Genomic DNA, 19,799 nt, shown 5'->3' on the forward strand with positions numbered 1-19,799 from the left:
GTCTCAGGCTTTAGCCGCAACCGCTTCTTCGCGGAACGCCTTCGCCCGTTGAAGAAAATCCAGGGCCTCTCCCAGAAAACGCTCGGCGAACTCCGGCGAGGGTTCCAGTTGATTAATCTGTAGTACTCGTTCCGTAAAGGTTTGACCAGCGAACGAGAATTCACCGCTTTCCACAAATTGCTTGTCAAATTCTTTAATGACCGCATGTTGCGTACTCACGCTGACGCTCTTGTCCAGTAACAGAGCTTTCGCTCCCGAGACAAAAACGCTGTAGCTATAGTAGATCGAATCGGCGTAGCGACCTTCTTTCAAGGCTTGCTCGGCCCAGTCGAATTTCTCTTCGGTTTCGAAAAGCAGCGTAGCCACCAGATCGATAATCACGCTGGCACATTCACCTACGCCAATTTCCGTAGCAAAAGATTCGGTTTGACCCCAGTCTACAAAATCGCTGTCTACCACCGTGGAGAGATCCGTCAGCGGTTTCAGAATGCCGTAGAAGTATTTTTCACCCTGACGATCGTAGTAATCATTGAAATACTCGCCGTCAGTAGCATTTTGTTCGTAATCATTCAGAATCCAACGCAGGGCTTGCGGACCACGTTTCGACGGAATCTTAATGACTTTATCAGCTACCCGACCCGAGCCATCGCCCAGCGTTCCACCACCCAGCAGAACCTGTAAAGCGGGCAATACGCGTTTATCCGGAGCTTTCATCGAGCTGCCGTGCAAACCAATCTGGGCCATGCTGTGCTGGCCGCAGGCGTTCATACAACCCGAGATTTTAATTAAAATATCGTTGTTGAAAATCAGGTCGGGAAACTCCTGACCGATGACTTTTTCCAGTTCCAGTGAAATGGACGTCGAATCGGAGATCGCCAGGTTACAGGTATCCGTACCGGGGCAGGCCGTAATGTTGGCCGTACTGTTCGCACCGGGCTGAGCCAACTCGTGAGCCGCCAGAATCTCGTAAACGCGGGGTAAATCTTCGGCTTTTACAAAGCGGAACAACAGTCCCTGGTTGATTGATACCCGAACATCGTTGGCAACGTAAGGCTCGATCTGTCCGATCAGGTTACGGCTGGTTTCGGAATGAATATTGCCCAGCGGTACGCGTACGAATACGCCGTAGTAGCCACTCTGTTTTTGCGGGAATACGTTGGATTTCAGCCATTGGTTGTAGACCTCGTCCGTTCCATACGCCAGTGATGTGGTAGGCGTTTCCAGGACTGCTTCTGCCGGAGCTTCAATCGTATAAGTTTTGGATTTGAGGGCGGTCCATTCTTCCGTAACCAGTCGCTTGAATTCATCGAAACCGATTTTAGCAATCAGGAATTTCAAACGAGCCTTATGACGGCTGTTACGTTCGCCGTGACGGTCGAAAATGCGTAAAACCGCTTCCACCGTCGGAATAAGCTGATCGACGGGTAAAAATTCGTGATACAGGTGAGCCAATGCCGGCTGGGCACCCAGGCCGCCGCCCACGAGTACTTTAAAACCCCGTTGCCCATCCTTGATTTTAGGAACAAAGCCTAAATCGTGCATGTAGGACAGGGCCGTATCGGCATCGGAGCTGGAGAAGGAAATCTTGAATTTCCGGCCCATCTCCTGACAAATCGGATTTCGCAGGAAATAACGGAAGGTGGCATCCGCGTAAGGCGTGACGTCGAAGGGTTCCTGCGGATCAATCCCCGCCGTTGGCGAGGCCGTTACGTTCCGTACGGTATTTCCGCAGGCTTCGCGAAGTGTAATGTCATCTTGTTCGAGTTTGGCCCAGAGTTCGGGCGTACGATCCAGGCTAACGAAGTGAATCTGAATATCCTGACGCGTCGTTAGGTGAAGGTTCCCCGTGGAATATTCGTCCGAAATATCCGCAATGCGTTTCCATTGGTTAAACGTCATCTTGCCGTAGGGCAATTTGATGCGAACCATCTGAACGCCCTGCTGCCGCTGACCGTATACTCCCCGGGCCAGACGCAGGCTTCTAAACTTTTCCTCGTGAATTTTTCCCTCCCGGAAAAGGCGGATTTTTCGCTCTAAATCGACGATATCTTTTTCTACGAGGGGATTCTCCAGTTCGGTACGGAAACTTTGCATGGCTCTGAGAAGTCTTTTATTCTATCGAATAACTAGAATTAGCTTACAAACGTAGGACTCTTACGCGTAACGGCCAAACCCGCGTACGAAAATTTTAGTGCCTTTTACACCCGATTTATTCTGAAAAACAATTGCTTATCCGCCGCCCGTTCAGCGGTGGTTGGGGCGTAAGTAGTCCTTAAAGATAAACTAGCCATAAACGCTTGGCATATCTACTTAATACCCCCGTTCATCGATGAATTTATGAAAAGAGTCCTACCGCCCCCGTTCACCACTAAACTTCCACCACTCCAGGCAATCTATGAGACAATTCTTTACGAGCCTTCTAGCCAGCACCGCCGCGTGCGATAGACAATGAAAACGAACCATTACCTCTCTTTACTGATCGCTACGCTATCATTTTCCCAGGCCTGGGCCCAAGAAGGTGCCATCAGCGGCCGCGTGACGCAACCCACCCAAAAGCCAGTTTCTGAAGCTAAAGTAGTTTTACTCCAGCCCGCCGATAGTACGAAACGACTCACCAGCCAAACCGATACCGCAGGTCGATTTCTGTTTCGTGGACTGGAACAGGGACCCGCGTACCGTATACGCGTAGCGAAAGCGAATTTTCAGGCTCGTGAAGTAGAAATAGCTCCGTTACGGGCTCAGGTAGATGTCGGTGCCGTAACCTTGTCGCCGGTTACTACGACAGCGGTTGCGGACACGATTCGCCCGGCTACGACTCAACCCAATCCGACGCTTCCTTCCAACACGCCCATACTGCCCGCTGATATGAGTCGTCAAGCAGGGACAGCAACGCCCGCTGTTCGGGATACCTTACCTCCCACGGCACGTCCTGCCACGCAACCCGTGCCTACGACTCCATCCACGCAGGCAACGACAGAACCCGGCGTGAATGGAACTGAACTACGGGGACGAGTTACGGATAAAAATGACGGCTCTGTACTTTTCGGCGTGACAGTTCTATTGATCAATGCCAGTGATAGTACCAAACGCAGTGGAACTACTACGGATGCCGAAGGACGTTTTGCCTTCCCGAATCTGAGTCGGGGTAGTTATCGCTTACGTCTTTCAAATATTGGATACAATACCGAACAGATTCAGGTACGGCCCTTCAACAACGTACTTGATTTGGGTACCTTACCGTTGTCTTCCAATTCCAGAAACCTGAAAGAAGTGACGGTGAAAGGCATGCAGGAACGCGTAGAGCAGAAAGCCGATACACTGATTTACAACGCCGATGCGTATAAGGTAACGAAAGATGCCAATGTAGAAGATCTGGTTACGAAAATGCCGGGGATCACGATGGAAAATGGAACCATTAAAGCCCAGGGACAGGATGTGAAACGCGTATTGGTAGACGGTCGGGAATTTTTTGGGGATGATGCCTCGCTCGCTTTGAAAAACCTGCCTTCGGAAGTGGTGGATAAAATTCAGGTATTTGACCGGCTGAGCGATCAGTCCCAGTTTACAGGTTTTGACGACGGTAATGCCGAACGTACCATCAACATTACGACGCGAAGTGGGAAGAATAATGGTCAGTTCGGAAAAGTATACGCCGGTTATGGTACCGACAATCGGTATTCGGCCGGGGGAAATATCAACTTCTTTAACGGAGCCCGCCGGATTTCACTCATTGGCCTGAGTAACAATATAAACCAGCAAAACTTCGCCATGCAGGATTTGCTCGGAGCCCTGGGCTCAGGTGGCGGTGGCAACCGGGGTGGTGGTAACTTTGGTGGCAACCGGGGCGGCGGCGGCGGCGGCAACCGTGGTGGCGGCGGCGGTGGCGGATTTGGCGGAAACTCCGCCGGAAACTTTCTGGTAGGTCAGCAGGGTGGTATTACCTCTACGAACGCCATCGGCTTAAACTATACCGATAACTGGAGCAGTAAGGTGAAAGTGACGGGCAGTTACTTCTTCAACAACGCTCGTAACCGGTCCGAAACGACCTTGAGCCGTACTTCGTTTGCGACGGGCGGCAACGGTCAGATTTATGATCAGAACAGCCAGTCTAGCAACAATAACAACAACCACCGGGCCAATCTGCGACTGGAGTATCAGATCAGCAAACGAAGTTCGTTGATCTGGACGCCGCGGATTAGCGTTCAAAACAATAACAGCAGCAGTACGGTCGAAGGGGCGACCCGCGAGAGCGAAACCGGAGCCCAGATCAGCCAGACCAGTACCCGCAATACGGCCCAGAGTAACGGTTACAACTTTGGCCAGAACCTGTTGTTCCGCCATCAATTTGCCAAGCCCGGACGAACCATTTCCGTGGGGCTGGGAACGACGTTGAATGCCAATAACCGGAATGGCTTACTAAACTCCGAGAACCGCTATGCCCGCAGAAATGGGGTGGATTCGCTGGCCTTGATCCGACAACAATCGGAAACGGAAACCAACAGTAATACCTGGAATGCGAACGTGAACTATACCGAGCCGCTGTCGAAGATGAGTCAGTTGCAACTGAGCTACAACGGTTCGATCACTAACAGCAAAAGCAACAAGGAAACGTACGATTACAACGAAGCTACGCAGGGATACACATCGCTGAATTCGATTCTGAGCAACCGTTTCGACAATCAGTACTCGACCAACCGGGCTGGACTTTCATACCGCTTACGTAGTCAGAAAGGTTTTCTTTCGGCGGGTGTCGATTATCAGTTAGCGGATTTATCGGGGAATCAATTATTTCCCCGGACGTTCTCGGTGGATAAAACTTTCCAGAACTGGATGCCGAATATGGACGTGAACTACAAATTCACGCAAACGAAAAATCTGCGGTTCAACTACCGAACCTCCACGAATGCTCCTTCCATCACGCAGTTGCAGAACGTGTTTGATAATACTAACCCGCTCTTCATTTCCAGCGGTAACCCGAACCTGAAGCAGGAGTACTCGCATACGCTTTCCTTACGCTACAATAGTACGAATGTGGCCAAGTCGGTGAATTTCTTCGGGGGGATATTCGCCACCTTTACGGCTAATAACATCACCAACGCTACCGTGATCGCCAACCGGGACACGACGCTGACCGAAGGCGTATTACTGACGCGTGGGTCGCAGTACAGTCGTCCGGTGAACTTGCAGGGCTACCGGAATTTGCGGGCGTTTATGAACCTGGGCTTGCCCATTCAGTCAATCAAGAGTAACCTCAATCTGAACGGGGGCGTGAATTACTCCCGTACGCCCGGTTTAATCAACGAAGTAGAAAGCTTCTCGAATAATTTCGCCATCAACGGTGGAGCTGTCCTGAGCAGTAACATCAGCGAAAATCTGGATTTCTCCGTTTCGTATTCAGGGGCGTATAACATCATTCGGTATACGATTCAGCCGCAACAGAACAGTAACTATTTCTCGCATACGGCCCGTTTTCGTTTGAACTGGATTTCAGCTAAGGGCTTCACCATCAACCCGGACGTAGCCAATACGCTGTATACGGGTCTGGGTGCCGGCTACGACCGGAGTTTTACGCTGTTCAATCTGGGCGTAGGGCAGAAGATCCTGAAAGATCAACGCGGTGAAATTCGTCTGACGATTTTCGACTTGCTCAATCAAAACAACAGCATCAGCCGGAATACGACGGAAACGTACGTGGAAGATACCCGCACGCTGGTGTTAAGCCGGTACTTTATGCTAACGTTCACGTATAACCTTCGAAACTTCAGAGGAGCCGTGGCGAAAAAGTAGGTGCTTGAACGAATAATGAATAGCGAAGGCTTTCCCTGCGAGGGGAAAGCCTTTCTTTTTGATAGAAATACATGTTTCGGCTTTAGTCAGTCCATTTAAACTAGAAGGTGATGGAGTATTGAAAAAAGCACACTTCACTGGAAACCTCTCTGAATCGTATCTGAATACAGGAAAATAGTAGTAATTATTCATTTAAATTTTTAAAGAAAATTAGGCCTTTTTAGTTATATTAATATGAATTTTTATAGAAGCTAAGTTACATTTTATTACCTCAATTGATATAAGGCCGGATTTCCCCCATACTTAGTTCTGCACCCCTAACTAGCGTACGTATGAAAATGATTTTATGTTTTATCGGTTTGTTGAGCAACGGTTTGTATGCTCAATCTCAGGTAGGCATTATAAACTATCGTCAATTGGAAAATCAGCCCTTAGATCCCGGCTATTCGGGAAATGGAACGCTAATAATTACTAAGACAAGCTCTTTCTATACCGAAAAAAGTTTATTAGCAGATAAAGAAGGCGAAGAGATTAAAGATCAAGTCAACATTTCCACTATATATGGCAAATCTTCCAATAATGAAATAGATCAGTTTTATCTGGATTTTTCAAAACGACAGGTACTGTCTAATGAGCGAATTCTATCTCAATTTTTTCCAGTAAAAGATACCCTGTTAAAACCCCAATGGAAGATAAGTACTGAAAAGCGAAAAATTGGTGGATATGATTGTCTGAAAGCCGTCGGGATGGTGAGAAATCGAACGTATACCGCCTGGTTCACGCCAGCCATACCCGTGAGTGCAGGTCCCTGGAAACTATGGGGATTGCCCGGACTTATTCTGGAAGCCACCTCCACTGATGGAGCCGTGAAGTTTCTCTTTCAATCCCTACAACTGACCCCCAATGGACCGACGCTTAACCCACCTAAATTCCGTAAAAAACCAGTTACTCTTGCTCAGTTTATCGCCTACCGAAAAGAACGCTTACGCCAAATGAAGAAGATGGATCTGGGGAGTAATTTTAAAGAAGTAGGAGGGCTTACGGAAATCAATACGTTTAGTGTCGAGAATTTTCCCAATTAAATCATCATGCGAATCCTGCTATTGGTGGGAGGCTTCCTGTTCCTGCTTAGTCACGCTTTCGGTCAAGTTAGCATTCGCGGAAACGTTTCTTCCACCGCTGGGCAGCCACTGGTGGGCTGTGTAGTTCTTGTATCGAAGGCAGATTCAAGCATTCTCGCGTACACGACTACCGATGAAAAGGGTTGGTATGTACTGGAAATGGACCCGGATACCACGCACGTACTCCTCACCATTAATAACCTGGGTTACGTCAGTCAAAGCCGTTGGGTTTCGGCTGAATCGCAGTCGCTGGATTTTGTGCTGGAAAAGGAGCCCGTTGATTTAAAACCAGTCCTTGTGAAAGGTGAGTTACTGCCCATTCGCGTTCGGGAAGATACTACGATTTTTACGGTACAGAAATTCGCGGATGGCTCGGAGCGAGTACTGGAAGAACTACTTAAAAAACTTCCGGGTATTCGGGTAGATGAAAATGGAGGGATCTCATTTAAAGGCAAACCCATTGAAAAAATACTGCTCGAAGGCGATGAATTTTTTTCGAAGAATTACCATCTGCTTTCGAAAAACCTCTCTGCCCAATTACTCGGTACAATAGAGGCGATTGAAAATGCTTCGGATACACCCTTGCTGAAAGGCATTGAACGTTCGGATAAAACCGTACTCAATGTTAAACTCCGGGAAGATCGCCGCAAAGTAATTTTTGGTACAGCCGATGTAGCTGCTGGTCTGACCCAACGCTACGAAGTCCGAGCCAATGTATTTTCGCTGATAGATCGCCTGAAACTGGGTGTGATTGGAACGGCCAACAATACCGGACGAAACCCCATACCAGAAGTTACCTACGATTTAGGAAAAGAAGAAAATGAATCGTCTCCCGTACAGGATAGTAATCCAGGCCAAGTCCTGATTCAAAAACCCGGCTTCACTGTGCCAGGGATAGCCGCTGAACGGTTTAATCAAAACCGGGTGGGGTTGGGAGCCGCTAATGTGACCCTGACGATCAGTCCCAAGGTTAAGATGAAAGCGTTTACGTATCGGCTTGGTGATAGAAATCCGCAACAAATCATCAACCGATATACGTATGTACTGGAACAGTCCCCGCTAATTATACAGGATACCCAGCAACTCGAAACACGTCCCCGCTTGCAGGTGAGTCAGATGGCTCTGGAATATATGCCTTCAACCACAACCCGCTGGAAGTGGGAGGGCAACTGGCAAACCGAGCGGATCAACTCGGCCTTTGACATTACCTCATCCAATCCAGCGTTTACGGAACAATTGCAGCAGAAAATGTTCTCCCGCCAGGAGGGCATGCAACAGCAACTTGGTTATATTCACCGGTTTCCGGGTAGGCGAGCCCTGACGGTAGATGCCTACTTTCAGCAGCAAAATCGGCCCCAGGAACTACGCATACGCTCCGATCGCTTCAAAGCTTTTTTTCCGGAAAATACGGGGGAAATTACCCAGTCTGTTGCCAATCAACGGCAAATCTGGGCCTTACAATCTCGCTGGATGGGAGCCTGGGGTGACAGACGCAAGTATGCCTTCAACGCCAATTTTTCGGATCTACGGGAATCGCTGTCTTCCAGGCTGTTGTCCCAGGCTCAAACTATTGAAAATGCCGACTACCAAAATGAACTCGCGTATCGTAAGAAACACGGCTCCCTAGAAGCCCAGACAACGTTGCCGTGGGGTAAACTGGAGTTCTTTCTGGGGGCGTCGGTTCACCTCGTGCAGCTACAGGCGTCTGGAGAAGAGACCACTTTCCGATACCTCAACCCCATGGCAGGGCTTACGTTTCGCATCAATCAGGACACGAAGCTGGGGGCTTTCTATGGTCGTAATCAGAGCCAGCCTAGCAGTACAAACCTAATGAATGGCTATGTACTGAGCAGCTATCGTTCGTTTCAACGGGGATATGCCGGGTGGAATCGTCTTAAGACCAGCTACTTTGTTCTGAATTTTTCAAATACAGACTGGCTGCATCAGTTTTCAATGCATACTAATTTTACCTACGCTTCCGAAAAATCGCCGTACATCCAGCGAGTAGGTGTGAATGATCAGTTTACATTTAATAGCCTGATACCAACCCCCTTTCCAAACGATTCCTATGAGCTGGCAACCGACCTGAGTAAATACCTTCCGGTACTCCAGTTGAATACTAACGCCCGACTCAGTGCCGGATGGAATTCGTACCAAAGTATGGTGAATACCAATATTCTAAATCGGGGGGCAGTTCGGTCACTGCAGGGTAAACTGGTGGTACGAACGGCCTTTGACGGAATGATCAATCTGGAAGCTGGGTACGAAGTTTTGTGGTCAGACGTCCGGGAAACGGGCGTTTCGCTAGGGTATAATCGTTTGTCAAAACCGATCGTTGCGTTGAAGATGAATCCTTCAAAAGTCTGGTTTTTTATTTTGACTTCAGAATGGACTCATCTGAAGACCGATGCGATGCAGAATCAATTCTATTTTCTGGATGGACTCATTCGATTTTACCCCCTAATCGGAAATTTTCGCTTGAACTGGTTGGTAAGAATTTACTGAATAGCCCTAATGCCACGTACAGTCAGCTAACCAATTATCTCATTAGTCAGTCCACCTATCAACTAATGCCTCGCTACGTCATGCTACGGGCTGATTTTCAATTTTAAATAGTCTTACTCTAGGCAAATTGGAGTCCCTACCCGAATTTCCGATTGATCAGATGGGAAATAAAGCTTGAAAACCTGTGGAAAGCCAAGTTGTTGATGACGCTCCGCTAAACACCAACAACGGCGGAGAAAAGCTTTATTCAGCACCGCCAGTCCCAAATAGTTGGTAGAAGAATGAGGAGACGTAATAGCTTGCGGGAAATCAAGAGCTTTGACCGATGTCCGAGATTCTGACTTTACTAGTAGAATGTATCTTAAGAATGATAGTCAGGGAATTGCTATGCAATGTGCCCGTAGGTACCCTGCGATGGCTTTTTTTTCGTGTAGGTCTGCGAAGCAATCGGGCGTGGATGGATTTTATAGCGGATGACTTTACGAATGCTATTTTGGCAATAATCCTCTTCGTAGCCTGGATGATTTATATCCTTACGTATCAAAATGGAAACGTTCCTTGAACATCTTTGCAGGAATAATGTCACCGTATCATGTGGAAAACCCTGCCCTCGTATCTGCTCCTGGCAAGTGTATCGCTGCTTTTTGTGTTTGGACTGTTAACGGGTTATGACTTGTACCAATCCTATCAGGACGAAGCGACCTACACTCGGCTGTATACAAATCTCGCCGATTATCGTAACCGAAGTGTATTGATTATTGGGTTGGTTGGAAGTGGATTACTGATTTTCAAATATTGGACTTACGCTCCCAAACGCGTCACGCTACTGGTGTACCTGGCTTTGCTGGTGGCTACGATGATCGTAGTTCTGATGGGTCCGGAACGCCAGCCGATCTAATCTGATTCCGGCTTTCTATACACTTTCCCGTACCGCCAATACGGTATGATCCTGTAAAAGCGTAGTGAGAAAAACCCAATCGTCGAGGTCGGTTTGAATTCCTGTAACGTCTTTTACCCGTTGGGCAGTCATGGCCAGCAGATCGAACGTATGGTGTTGCTGCGTTTTGCGAAGTACCCGGCGAATGGTGTTCAGATCACGGTCGGAAAGTAGTAAAGCCTGCGGAAAAATCACCTGGTACTCAGGATGGTCTTCCTGGGTGAGTTCTTCCAGTCGTACGGGTGGCCGCAATTTTACCACGGCTGTTTTGGCAGCCCGGTCACCTAGCCGTTGACCTTGGTAGATGGCCATGGTAATCAAACCCACCAGTCCCGAAAAAATCCAGATGTCGAGCATTCTAAGTAGCCATCGCAGAAAGTAATCACCCACGCCGGCGGGTGTACCGTTGAGGCGTACGACCCGAAGTCCCAGTACCCGTTTACCTACCGACTGGCCGTTCATAAAGATTTCCGACAGTAAACTGTAACTCATGACGGGTAGAGCAATCACCAGCATATAGATGGAGAATAGAACACTCGTATTCTCTACAATGGTGGTCAGATAACTGCTGAAGAGCAAAGAACCCAGAATCAACCACGCTCCCATAATCACGAGATCAATAAGAAAAGCCAGAATTCGGTCGCCAATGCTGGCGGGCAGAAATTCCAGCGTAACATTCTGGGTCGTTTGGATGGATAAATGCGTAGACATGGCTGAGTTAGGCAACGGCTGATTCTCGGGAATGGACAAACAGAAAATTCGTTTTTGGGAAACGGTCCGATGAATCCTTTGGGATTCGCAGCGAATTACGAAAAAGTTTTTGCTATTTTGGCCGATAGCCCGATAGTTTAGTCGCAGTTATCTGGTTTAAGCGGAGAAGCCCATGCGAGAAGCGGTATTTATTAAGAAAAATAAGGAAAAGTGGAAGTATTACGAAGACCATCGGACCAAGAATCCCGATGAATTATCGGAGCAGTTTATTGAACTGACCGACGATCTTTCGTACGCCCGTACGTTCTATCCCGATTCGCCCGTTACCCGCTACCTGAATACGCTGGCAACGCGGTTTCACCAGAAAATCTACGCCAACCGTAAGGAAAAAAGCAATCGTTTCGTCCAATTCTGGGCGTACGAGTTACCCTTTCTGTTTTACCAATCGCATCGAACGCTGCTGTATGCCTTTCTGTTCTTTTTCGCCGCTACGGTGCTGGGTGTTATTTCGACGCTGTACGACGAAAGTTTTGTCCGTTTGATTCTGGGCGATCGGTATGTGAATATGACGCTCGAAAACATCCAACGCGGTGATCCGATGGCGGTGTACAAATCCGAGCAAATGACCGTATCCTTTCTCACCATTACAATCAATAACGTACGCGTGGCTTTTGCGGCTTTCGTATACGGCATTGCCCTTTCCGTAGGAACGGTCTATGTACTGTTTCAAAACGGCGTCATGCTCGGAGCGTTTTTTACGTTTCTGTACCAGCAGGGCGTCATTCGGGCGGCTCTGCTGACGGTCTGGATTCACGGCACGCTCGAAATTTCAGCCATCATCATTGCCGGTTGTGCGGGGCTGACGATTGGGAATAGTATTCTGTTTCCTAAAACCTACTCCCGACTCGAATCTTTCCAGCGGGGAGCCCGTCAGGGGATGAAAATCGCGATCGGCCTGGTTCCCATTTTCATTACGGCGGGATTCCTGGAAGGCTTCGTAACCCGACAGCCGTTGTACCCGGCCGTTAGTATACTCATCATCGCGGCTTCGGCCTTTTTTATTGGCTGGTATTTCGTCTGGTATCCGATCCAGCTGAACCGGAGAGCCACCTTGCGACTTCCCCAATCCTAGCCTAAAAACGTACTTATGCGTACCATTCAACTTCGCGAAGAGCGAAATTTTAGCGAAATCATTAACGTTACCTTCCAGTTTACCTTTCAAAACCTGCGTACACTGGGGCCCATTCTGCTGTATTTCGCGGCTCCTTTTTCGCTGATTTCCGGAATCGCTACGGGCTTATACCAATCGCAGCTTTTCAGTTCGGGATTGGGCCTGGCGGGTGCTTCCCGCTTCAGCAATTTCTTCGGCCCTTCGTACCTGATGAGTATTTTGTTCAGTCTCCTGGCAAGTATTACCATTTCCCTGGTCGTGAGCAGTTATCTGGTACGGTACATGGACAGCGACGAGCCTATTGAGCCCGCCGAGGTCTGGCGAATCGTACTGCGAAATTTATTACCTACGTTACTTCTGTACGTGATATACGGGTTCTCTTTACTACTGGGCTTTGTCCTGTGTTTTCTACCGGTAGCATACCCGTATACCACGTTTAGTTTAGGTACGATCAGTCTAGTTCGCGAAGAGCGGCGACCTTCGCAGGCTCTACAACGTTCGCATGAACTGGTAACGATGAGCTGGGGTGACGCCCTGACTACCTTCGGTATCCGGATACTGGTCACGTTGGCAGCCAGCTTTTTAGGAGGAATTCTGTCCATTCCCATGTATCTGGTCATGTTTCTGCAAACCTTGAAAGTAGTAGGAGATGACCTGCAGTGGGTAACGATGCTTAGTTCGGTAATAGCCGTAACAGGTACGACCATTCTTTCGGCCCTGGTCGATGTAGCTCTCGGATTTCAGTATTTTTCGCTCGTGGAAAAGAAAGAAGGTATTGGCCTTATGCAGGAAATTGAAGCCATTGGTCAGCAAAATCGCCGTGACGATGCGTATTAAAGGACTTTACTACTGGCTGATTGCTTGTCTGCTCTGGTTTCCGCTTTCGGGAGCATACGCTCAGAAGGAGGCTACGGGTGTAGGTAAAAAGGTTCTTCCTGCCGAACCTGCCAGACCAACATTACGGCAACCGCTGCCCGAAGGCTGGAATGAGACTAAAGAGGCCCGCGAATACCAGTATGGTCACGATGTGGAACCACCCTCGGGTTTGATCGATGAGCTTTGGCAACGGTTTCTAGCCTGGCTTTTCGATTTTCTCTACAGTACCGATACCCGAAAAAGCCGCGAATGGGTACAAATTCTGTTCATTACGGCCGTGGTTGTATTTGTGCTGTATAAGTTCATGGGGATGGACAAAATGGGCCTGTTCCAGCGGAAATCGAAACGATCTACGCTTCCTTATTCCCTGATGCAGGAAGACATTCACGCGATTGATTTTCGGGAAGCGATTGACCAGGCGGTTCATCAGCACAATTACCGACTGGCCGTACGACTCCTGTACCTGCAAACCCTCAAGACGATGGCCGATCGACAGTTGATTTCCTGGCAAATCAATAAAACCAACCGTACGTACGTCTATGAGGTGAATCAGCCCGGCTTACGGCCTACATTCGAACATTTGACTTCGTTGTTTGAATACGTCTGGTACGGCGACTTTCCGGTAACGGAAGAACGGTACCGGGAAATTCAACAGGAGTTTAATGAGTTTAGGGTTTAGTGTTTTCAGTTAGGTAGTTGTACTAACTCCATAGGAACCACATATTGGTAATTTGAGGGGCAAATCTAGGTTCCCTCCGATTTATAACGTTTTTCCGTTCGTGAAGCATTCGAAATTTCTGTTCTTTCTGCTCAGTATCATCGTCCTGTTTGTGGCCGTGGAGTACTTCCGTCCGCGACCCATCGACTGGACGCGGACGTATCGGAATGACCAGAAAATGCCTTTCGCTACCCAAGCCCTTTATGACCTGCTGCCGGGACTGTTTCCGAAACAACCCGTTCGCTCGGTACGCCTGCCTTTTTATAACCTCTGGAAAGAACAGCAACTCGCTCCCCGGAGTACCTACTTATACATCAGCGAAAACTGTACGCTCGAAGACGCCGACGTAAAGGCTTTGTTTGCGTACCTGAAACGCGGAAATGTCGTTTTTCTCTCGGCCAACGGTTTTCCACAGCTTCTGCTGGATTCACTGCATTTGAAAATAGGTACCAATCATCTGGTTGATTTCAACCGGGCGTATCAGGAACAGGCTCAACCGGACGAAGATCAGCAGGCTTTTTACAACCGCTTTCGGCTCGATACCATGGCTCTGAACCTGACGAATCCGGCCTTCAAACAACCCGGTAAGGGCTTTGTCCTGGAAAGAGAAACCGCTGAAAACCATTTCCTTACTACTGAGTCTACACAGAAAGCTACGGTTTTGGGCGTAAACCAGCACGGGCAGTATAATTTCCTGAAATTCAACCTCGGAGCGGGTACGTTGTACCTGCATTCGGCTCCGGAAGTCTTTACCAATTATTACCTCCTGCAACAGGGTGACGCCAATTATGCCTTTCGGGCCCTTTCGTACTTACCCAATTTACCCATTCTGTGGGATGAATATACGGAACAGGGTCGCGAGGGAGAAAAAAGCCTGTTTCGCTTTCTCTTTACCAGTCCAAGCCTAATTTGGGCGTATTACCTGACTCTGGCGGCTTTATTTTTGTTTGTACTCTTTGAAAGTAAACGACGACAACGCGTCATTCCGGTACTGGATCCGCTACGGAATAGCTCCCTGGAATTCGTCGAAACGGTAGGCCAGTTATACTACCATCAGGCCGATCATAGCGTGATTGCCGAAAAGAAAATTCAGCATTGGCTGACGTACGTACGCCAGCGGTTTGGTCTGAAAACGACGGAGCTGGACGAAGAATTTAAAGAATTACTTACGGCAAAAAGCGGACTCGAACGTTCCGAAATTGATCGATTATTGGGTCGAATCGGGCAGGTACGATACTTTTCAGGAAATTTGCCCGAAAACCAGCTGGTTGATCTGAGTAACCAGATTGAACAATTTTACCAGCGTACCCAGTAACCCATGACCCAGATTCAGGAAACCATTCGGCGTATTCAGGAGATTGCCCGCTATCTGCAACGGCTGGAATCGGATGATGACGCTCTGTTTGCTGAACTGAATGCCATCGACAAAGCCGTGATTGCTCAGTTGCTGGAAGAGTACAAAGTCGTTGAAAAACAGTTCAAGCCCATTAAACTGCTCCGGTACGAAGTGCTGAATCAGTTGCAGGAAGAACGCCCGCCCCTGCGTGCAGAAGACGTGGATTTTTACCGCGAACGCATCGAACGGAGAGATACCGAATACTTTCAGAAGTACGGATTAAAAGTGGTCGAAGGCCTGGCAAACTCCGAGCCGCGAGATTCGTTCAGTGTATATCGCCGTCAGGGCAAAAGTCTGTACTTCCGGTTGTTGTACCCGATTTTTTACCGAAAACTGCAATCCAATCTTATCAAGCCAGCCCTGCAGGAAATTACTACTGCTATTGCCGAAACGCTGGGATTGAGTGAGTACCGCACGCATACTGTTGATTTCCGGGGGAGCACCAATTTTGGTTCGCTCGTATGCTGGCTGGCTCTGTACCCGGCCCGCTTTCGCTCGCATCAGGAATGCCATCACCTGTTTCTGACCATTACGGCTGATGGATTAAAGGCTGGTTTGTGGTCGGGGCTTACTAATAAGGCTTCCTTTGAAGGCTCCGTCCAGAACGTTCAATCCTACGAAACAGCGGTAGAGTTCTTGAAACGATTGCGTAGCGATTACTACGTATTCAATCAGGAAGGAAAAACGCCTAGGAAATCCACAAAAAAAGCGGTTGTATCGACACCGGCTCCGGTTGTTGCCGAACCCATACCAGCGTATCAGCCCCGGCCTTATACCGCAGCGGATGCTTTGCAGGAGTTGTTTCTCACGGACGAACGCTTTCAGGAAATTCAGGATGCGTTGGTGTACAAGCAAAATTTGATTTTGCAGGGTCCGCCCGGCGTGGGGAAAACCTTCGTAGCCAAACGGCTTGCCTATACATTATTGGGTGCTCGGGACGAAAGCCGTATCGAAACGATTCAGTTTCACCAGTCGTACGCCTACGAAGATTTTATGCAGGGACTACGGCCCGATGGAGCGGGTAATTTTTATTTGCGAAACGGTGTATTTTACGAATTCTGTAAGCGAGCTGGGCAGTCTGATCAACCTTTTGTATTCATTGTCGACGAAATCAACCGGGGCAACTTAAGCCGAATTTTTGGGGAATTGTTTCAATTGATGGAAAGCGATAAACGAGGCCCCGCTCACGCCATTACGCTGACGTATTCGGAAGAACGCTTTTTCGTACCCGCCAATGTCTATCTGATTGGGACCATGAATACCGCCGACCGCTCATTGGCTCTGGTGGATTACGCCCTGCGGAGACGTTTTGCCTTCATCGAGCTAGCTCCCACATTCAGTACCAAGTTTCAAGCATTACTGGAAAACGAGGCCGTATCAGCGGAGTTTATCCACATTTTGGTGAATAAATTGGAGTTTATCAACAAAGTTATCCACAATGACCGCAATCTGGGCAGTGGATATCTCATTGGTCATAGTTACTTCACCCATCCGCAAATGCCCGAAAAAGAATGGTTCCTACGTATCATTCGACTGGAAATTGCTCCGCTGTTGCGAGAGTACTGGTTTGATGAACCGGACCAGGCGGAAGAACAAATTCAGCGGCTACTGGCGTAATTTCACAAAATTCTATTTGGCAGGCCGGGGGGAAACCCCGAATTTTGTCCTCGTTTTATTAAAAACGATTTACTGTTACGCAGGCGGTGGTTTTCAGGCAAGAGGCTGCTGGAAAGACGGAACGGTAAATTGAAAACTTATTCGGATGAAACTATATTCCACCAAGCACCAGAGTCCTGACGTTAGCTTAGAAGAGGCTGTTTTTCGTGGGTTGCCCCCCGATAATGGGTTGTACATGCCCGAATATATTCCGACCCTTCCGCTTTCATTTTTTGAAACGATTCAGGATTTATCGCTACCCGAGATTGCTTTGGAAGTTTCTAAAGCTTTGATTGGCGATGACATTCCCGAAGCCGACCTTAAACGCATCGTCGATCAGGCCATTACGTTCGATGCCCCGGTGGTAGCGGTAGAACCTGATACCTACGTGCTCGAATTATTCCACGGGCCTTCCATGGCCTTCAAGGATTTTGGGGCTCGTTTCATGGCAGCGTTGATGTCCTACTTCCTGGAAAAATCAGCGAAGGAAATTCATATTCTCGTAGCCACATCCGGTGATACGGGTGGTGCGGTTGCTCAGGGCTTTTACCAAACTCCGGGCGTTAAGGTTACGATCTTGTACCCCCGTGGCAAGGTTTCTGACATTCAGGAGAAACAATTGACCACCCTTGGAGCCAACGTTACGGCGTTGGAAGTCGAAGGTACGTTTGACGATTGCCAGCGATTGGTGAAAGAAGCATTTTTGGATGCTGATTTACGGGCGAAATTTAACTTAGCTTCGGCTAACTCGATCAATATCAGTCGTTTGATTCCGCAGGCGTTTTACTATTTCAATGCCTACGCTCGTCTCAAGCATCTGGGTAAGCCTCTGGTGTTTAGCGTGCCGAGTGGAAACTTTGGCAACCTGTCGGCGGGAATCATTGCGTATCGCATGGGTCTGCCCGTACGTAAATTCATTGCGGCGACCAACAGTAATCACGTCGTACCGGAATACTTGTCAACGGGCATATTCGAGCCGAAACCCTCCCAGGAAACCATTTCAAACGCGATGGATGTGGGCAACCCCAGTAACTTCCCGCGTTTACTGCTCCTGAGCGGCGGTGAATGGGAAACCGCTAAGGATTTGATAACGGGCATCTGGTACGACGACGCACAAACGCAGGATGCCATTCGCCACGCCTATGATTCGACGGCTTATCTGCTCTGTCCGCATACGGCCATTGCGTATCAAGGACTAAAAGATACGGTAGCCGAGCTGGAGGAGGATGTAACGGGTGTATTCTTATCTACGGCTCATTATGCAAAGTTTCTCCCTACGATGGAGGCGACGCTCGGTACTACACTACCCGTTCCTGAACGATTGGCCGAATTGCTCGACAAGCATAAAGTAGCCATCCCTATGAGCAGCAACTTTGCTGATTTCAAAGCCTATCTATTGGGCTAACGATCAATTACTTTTTCATAAAAAAGGGCCAGACGCATTCCGTTTGGCCCTTTTTTGTTTCATGGTTTTCGAAACAACGTGTATAGGAATCAACGAAGCTGAATGGCATACGGGGTAATATTGGGAGTTTATTTCCCCAAATTTTGGGTGAAAAGCCGTTTGGTATCGGTTTTTATCGTTTAAAGACATCTGAAATGCCTTCAACACATTAAGAATACATACCGACCATCAACCAACCTTGAAAAACAAAGTACTTCAACCTGAATAATTGAATTTATAACCAACCTGCGTTACCATCAATTTATACGAGTATCAACCTATCACTTAAAATTATTCCAACCTGCGTTATTGCCATGAAGAAAAGTTTGATTGCCCTCAGTACCGCTTTGGCTTTAGGAATGTTTACCCTGACTTCCTGCGAAGAAAAGCCCAAGAGTGCCGAAGAAACGTTAGCTGATGCTAAACAGGAAGCACGCGAAGAAAAAGCGGATATTAATGAAGATTTACAGGAAGCGAAAAACGATGCGTCTGAAAAGCGTGCGGAAGTAAACGCGGAGTTGAAGGAAGAAGAACGCGAGTTTCTTGCCAAAATGCAAACCCAACGCGATAACATCGATGCTGAATTGAAGCAAATCGACGCGAAGCTGGACAACGCCAAAGGCGAAGAGAAAGCCCGCTGGGAGGCTCGGAAAGATCGGCTCGAAAAGCGAAAAGATAGAATCGACGAAAACATGACCGAACTTAAAGGTGGTCTGAAACGCGATTGGAAAAGCTTTAAGTCGGACGTTGAAAAAACGTTTGACGACATTAAGAAAGATTTGAAAAACTAATTATCAGGCCCTAATTGGGTTCTATAATCACAAAATATATTCAACCATGGCTAGTAAAAGTCTTTTAGGATTCGCCGCTGCCGGAGCTGTAGGCGTATTAATCGGAATCATCGTTGCTCCTGAAAGTGGCAACAAAAATGTTAAGAAAATCAAACGCTTCGTTAATGATTGGGCTAGCAAAATGCTCGACGAAATCGAAGCTGGTAAAAGCTCTCTGGGTGAATTCGCGGATGAAGCCGAAGAAAAAGCTTACGAACTGAAAGGTAAAGCTCAGTCGAAAGTAGAAGACTTTAAAGACAGTGCTTACGAGTTGAAAGGTGAAGCAGCGGCTAAAGCGGAAAATTTCGCTGACGATGTAAAACAAACCTACTCAGACGTTCAGAGCGAAGCCAAGAGATCATTCTCTTAAGACTTATTTATCCAACCCGAATAGGGGTGCATAAACACCTCATAAAAAACCCGGTAAGATTGGACTAGCCCCCAAAAGTTGGACGGATTTAGAATTTGTTTGGAAAGTAATGAGCTCGATATTCGATCGGGCTCATTGCTTTTAAATTAAGCTTAATTCGGTCGGTATTATAATAGGTAATATAGTTTGCAATATCTTTCTTAAGCTCTTGGATAGATTCATAGGTATTGAGATAAAAAAGTTCGGACTTTAAGGTGCCAAAAAAGTTTTCCATGAC

General features: G+C 48.0%; 15 protein-coding genes. 12 read left to right on the plus strand and 3 right to left on the minus strand.

From position 1 onward, the window contains the following. Window positions 1-3: 3 nt before the first annotated feature. A complete protein-coding gene (locus BWI97_RS09035) occupies window positions 4-2,094 on the minus strand; it encodes a HEPN domain-containing protein (RefSeq protein ID WP_102200794.1) in 2,091 nt (696 codons plus the stop codon). A 354-nt stretch (window positions 2,095-2,448) separates the two neighbouring features. On the opposite strand from BWI97_RS09035, the gene BWI97_RS09040 reads away from it, so the two are divergent. From BWI97_RS09040 to BWI97_RS09060, 4 genes are all read left to right on the plus strand, one after another. Further along, complete coding sequence (locus BWI97_RS09040; RefSeq protein WP_102200795.1) at window positions 2,449-5,787, plus strand: TonB-dependent receptor domain-containing protein; 3,339 nt, start codon at window positions 2,449-2,451, stop codon at window positions 5,785-5,787. Window positions 5,788-6,119: 332 nt separating this feature from the next. Then, entirely contained in the window at window positions 6,120-6,869 is a 750-nt protein-coding gene (locus BWI97_RS09045; protein WP_102200796.1) for a GLPGLI family protein, read from the plus strand. A 6-nt stretch (window positions 6,870-6,875) separates the two neighbouring features. Next, window positions 6,876-9,413, plus strand: coding sequence for a carboxypeptidase-like regulatory domain-containing protein (locus tag BWI97_RS09050; protein WP_102200797.1), 2,538 nt, complete (start codon window positions 6,876-6,878; stop codon window positions 9,411-9,413). Window positions 9,414-10,005: 592 nt separating this feature from the next. Continuing rightward, entirely contained in the window at window positions 10,006-10,311 is a 306-nt protein-coding gene (locus BWI97_RS09060; RefSeq protein ID WP_102200798.1) for a hypothetical protein, read from the plus strand. A gap of 15 nt (window positions 10,312-10,326) precedes the next feature. Here BWI97_RS09060 and BWI97_RS09065 read toward each other — a convergent pair whose 3' ends face one another. Then, window positions 10,327-11,061 (minus strand): RDD family protein, encoded by a 735-nt coding sequence (locus BWI97_RS09065; RefSeq protein ID WP_102200799.1) that lies wholly within the window; start codon window positions 11,059-11,061, stop codon window positions 10,327-10,329. A 172-nt stretch (window positions 11,062-11,233) separates the two neighbouring features. On the opposite strand from BWI97_RS09065, the gene BWI97_RS09070 reads away from it, so the two are divergent. The 8 genes from BWI97_RS09070 (at window position 11,234) to BWI97_RS09105 (ending at window position 19,522) form a co-directional block, all read left to right on the plus strand. Beyond that, window positions 11,234-12,193 carry a stage II sporulation protein M gene (locus BWI97_RS09070; RefSeq protein WP_102200800.1) on the plus strand — a complete coding sequence of 320 codons (960 nt, stop codon included), beginning with the start codon at window positions 11,234-11,236 and terminating at the stop codon, window positions 12,191-12,193. Window positions 12,194-12,208: 15 nt separating this feature from the next. Next, window positions 12,209-13,069, plus strand: a complete 861-nt coding sequence (locus tag BWI97_RS09075; RefSeq protein WP_102200801.1) for a hypothetical protein — start codon at window positions 12,209-12,211, stop codon at window positions 13,067-13,069. Continuing rightward, window positions 13,059-13,787, plus strand: coding sequence for a DUF4129 domain-containing protein (locus BWI97_RS09080; protein WP_102200802.1), 729 nt, complete (start codon window positions 13,059-13,061; stop codon window positions 13,785-13,787). Before BWI97_RS09075 ends, BWI97_RS09080 begins: the two co-directional genes overlap by 11 nt. A gap of 100 nt (window positions 13,788-13,887) precedes the next feature. Beyond that, window positions 13,888-15,141 carry a DUF4350 domain-containing protein gene (locus BWI97_RS09085; RefSeq protein WP_102200803.1) on the plus strand — a complete coding sequence of 418 codons (1,254 nt, stop codon included), beginning with the start codon at window positions 13,888-13,890 and terminating at the stop codon, window positions 15,139-15,141. Window positions 15,142-15,144: 3 nt separating this feature from the next. After that, entirely contained in the window at window positions 15,145-16,839 is a 1,695-nt protein-coding gene (locus tag BWI97_RS27645; protein ID WP_158242726.1) for an AAA family ATPase, read from the plus strand. 145 nt (window positions 16,840-16,984) lie between these two features. Beyond that, entirely contained in the window at window positions 16,985-18,283 is a 1,299-nt protein-coding gene (gene thrC / locus BWI97_RS09095; RefSeq protein WP_102200804.1) for a threonine synthase, read from the plus strand. A 353-nt stretch (window positions 18,284-18,636) separates the two neighbouring features. Beyond that, window positions 18,637-19,113: a hypothetical protein gene (locus BWI97_RS09100; RefSeq protein ID WP_094814314.1), complete on the plus strand. Its 477-nt coding sequence runs from the start codon at window positions 18,637-18,639 to the stop codon at window positions 19,111-19,113. 46 nt (window positions 19,114-19,159) lie between these two features. Then, window positions 19,160-19,522 carry a YtxH domain-containing protein gene (locus tag BWI97_RS09105; protein ID WP_094814312.1) on the plus strand — a complete coding sequence of 121 codons (363 nt, stop codon included), beginning with the start codon at window positions 19,160-19,162 and terminating at the stop codon, window positions 19,520-19,522. Window positions 19,523-19,610: 88 nt separating this feature from the next. On the opposite strand, the gene BWI97_RS09110 is transcribed toward BWI97_RS09105, so the two are convergent. Continuing rightward, a partial coding sequence (locus tag BWI97_RS09110) for an IS3 family transposase (protein ID WP_146010901.1) occupies window positions 19,611-19,799 on the minus strand: 189 nt, incomplete at its 5' end.

Origin of the sequence: Siphonobacter sp. BAB-5405 (assembly GCF_002872335.1) — a bacterium.
Taxonomy (GTDB): domain Bacteria; phylum Bacteroidota; class Bacteroidia; order Cytophagales; family Spirosomataceae; genus Siphonobacter.

Excerpts from the sequence above, each read along its gene's own strand:
- BWI97_RS09035 (WP_102200794.1), bottom strand. The coding sequence starts at position 2,094 with ATGCAAAGTTTCCGTACCGAACTGGAGAATCCCCTCGTAGAAAAAGAT.
- BWI97_RS09040 (WP_102200795.1), top strand. The coding sequence starts at position 2,449 with ATGAAAACGAACCATTACCTCTCTTTACTGATCGCTACGCTATCATTT.
- BWI97_RS09045 (WP_102200796.1), top strand. The coding sequence starts at position 6,120 with ATGAAAATGATTTTATGTTTTATCGGTTTGTTGAGCAACGGTTTGTAT.
- BWI97_RS09050 (WP_102200797.1), top strand. The coding sequence starts at position 6,876 with ATGCGAATCCTGCTATTGGTGGGAGGCTTCCTGTTCCTGCTTAGTCAC.
- BWI97_RS09060 (WP_102200798.1), top strand. The coding sequence starts at position 10,006 with ATGTGGAAAACCCTGCCCTCGTATCTGCTCCTGGCAAGTGTATCGCTG.
- BWI97_RS09065 (WP_102200799.1), bottom strand. The coding sequence starts at position 11,061 with ATGTCTACGCATTTATCCATCCAAACGACCCAGAATGTTACGCTGGAA.
- BWI97_RS09070 (WP_102200800.1), top strand. The coding sequence starts at position 11,234 with ATGCGAGAAGCGGTATTTATTAAGAAAAATAAGGAAAAGTGGAAGTAT.
- BWI97_RS09075 (WP_102200801.1), top strand. The coding sequence starts at position 12,209 with ATGCGTACCATTCAACTTCGCGAAGAGCGAAATTTTAGCGAAATCATT.
- BWI97_RS09080 (WP_102200802.1), top strand. The coding sequence starts at position 13,059 with ATGCGTATTAAAGGACTTTACTACTGGCTGATTGCTTGTCTGCTCTGG.
- BWI97_RS27645 (WP_158242726.1), top strand. The coding sequence starts at position 15,145 with ATGACCCAGATTCAGGAAACCATTCGGCGTATTCAGGAGATTGCCCGC.
- thrC (WP_102200804.1), top strand. The coding sequence starts at position 16,985 with ATGAAACTATATTCCACCAAGCACCAGAGTCCTGACGTTAGCTTAGAA.
- BWI97_RS09100 (WP_094814314.1), top strand. The coding sequence starts at position 18,637 with ATGAAGAAAAGTTTGATTGCCCTCAGTACCGCTTTGGCTTTAGGAATG.
- BWI97_RS09105 (WP_094814312.1), top strand. The coding sequence starts at position 19,160 with ATGGCTAGTAAAAGTCTTTTAGGATTCGCCGCTGCCGGAGCTGTAGGC.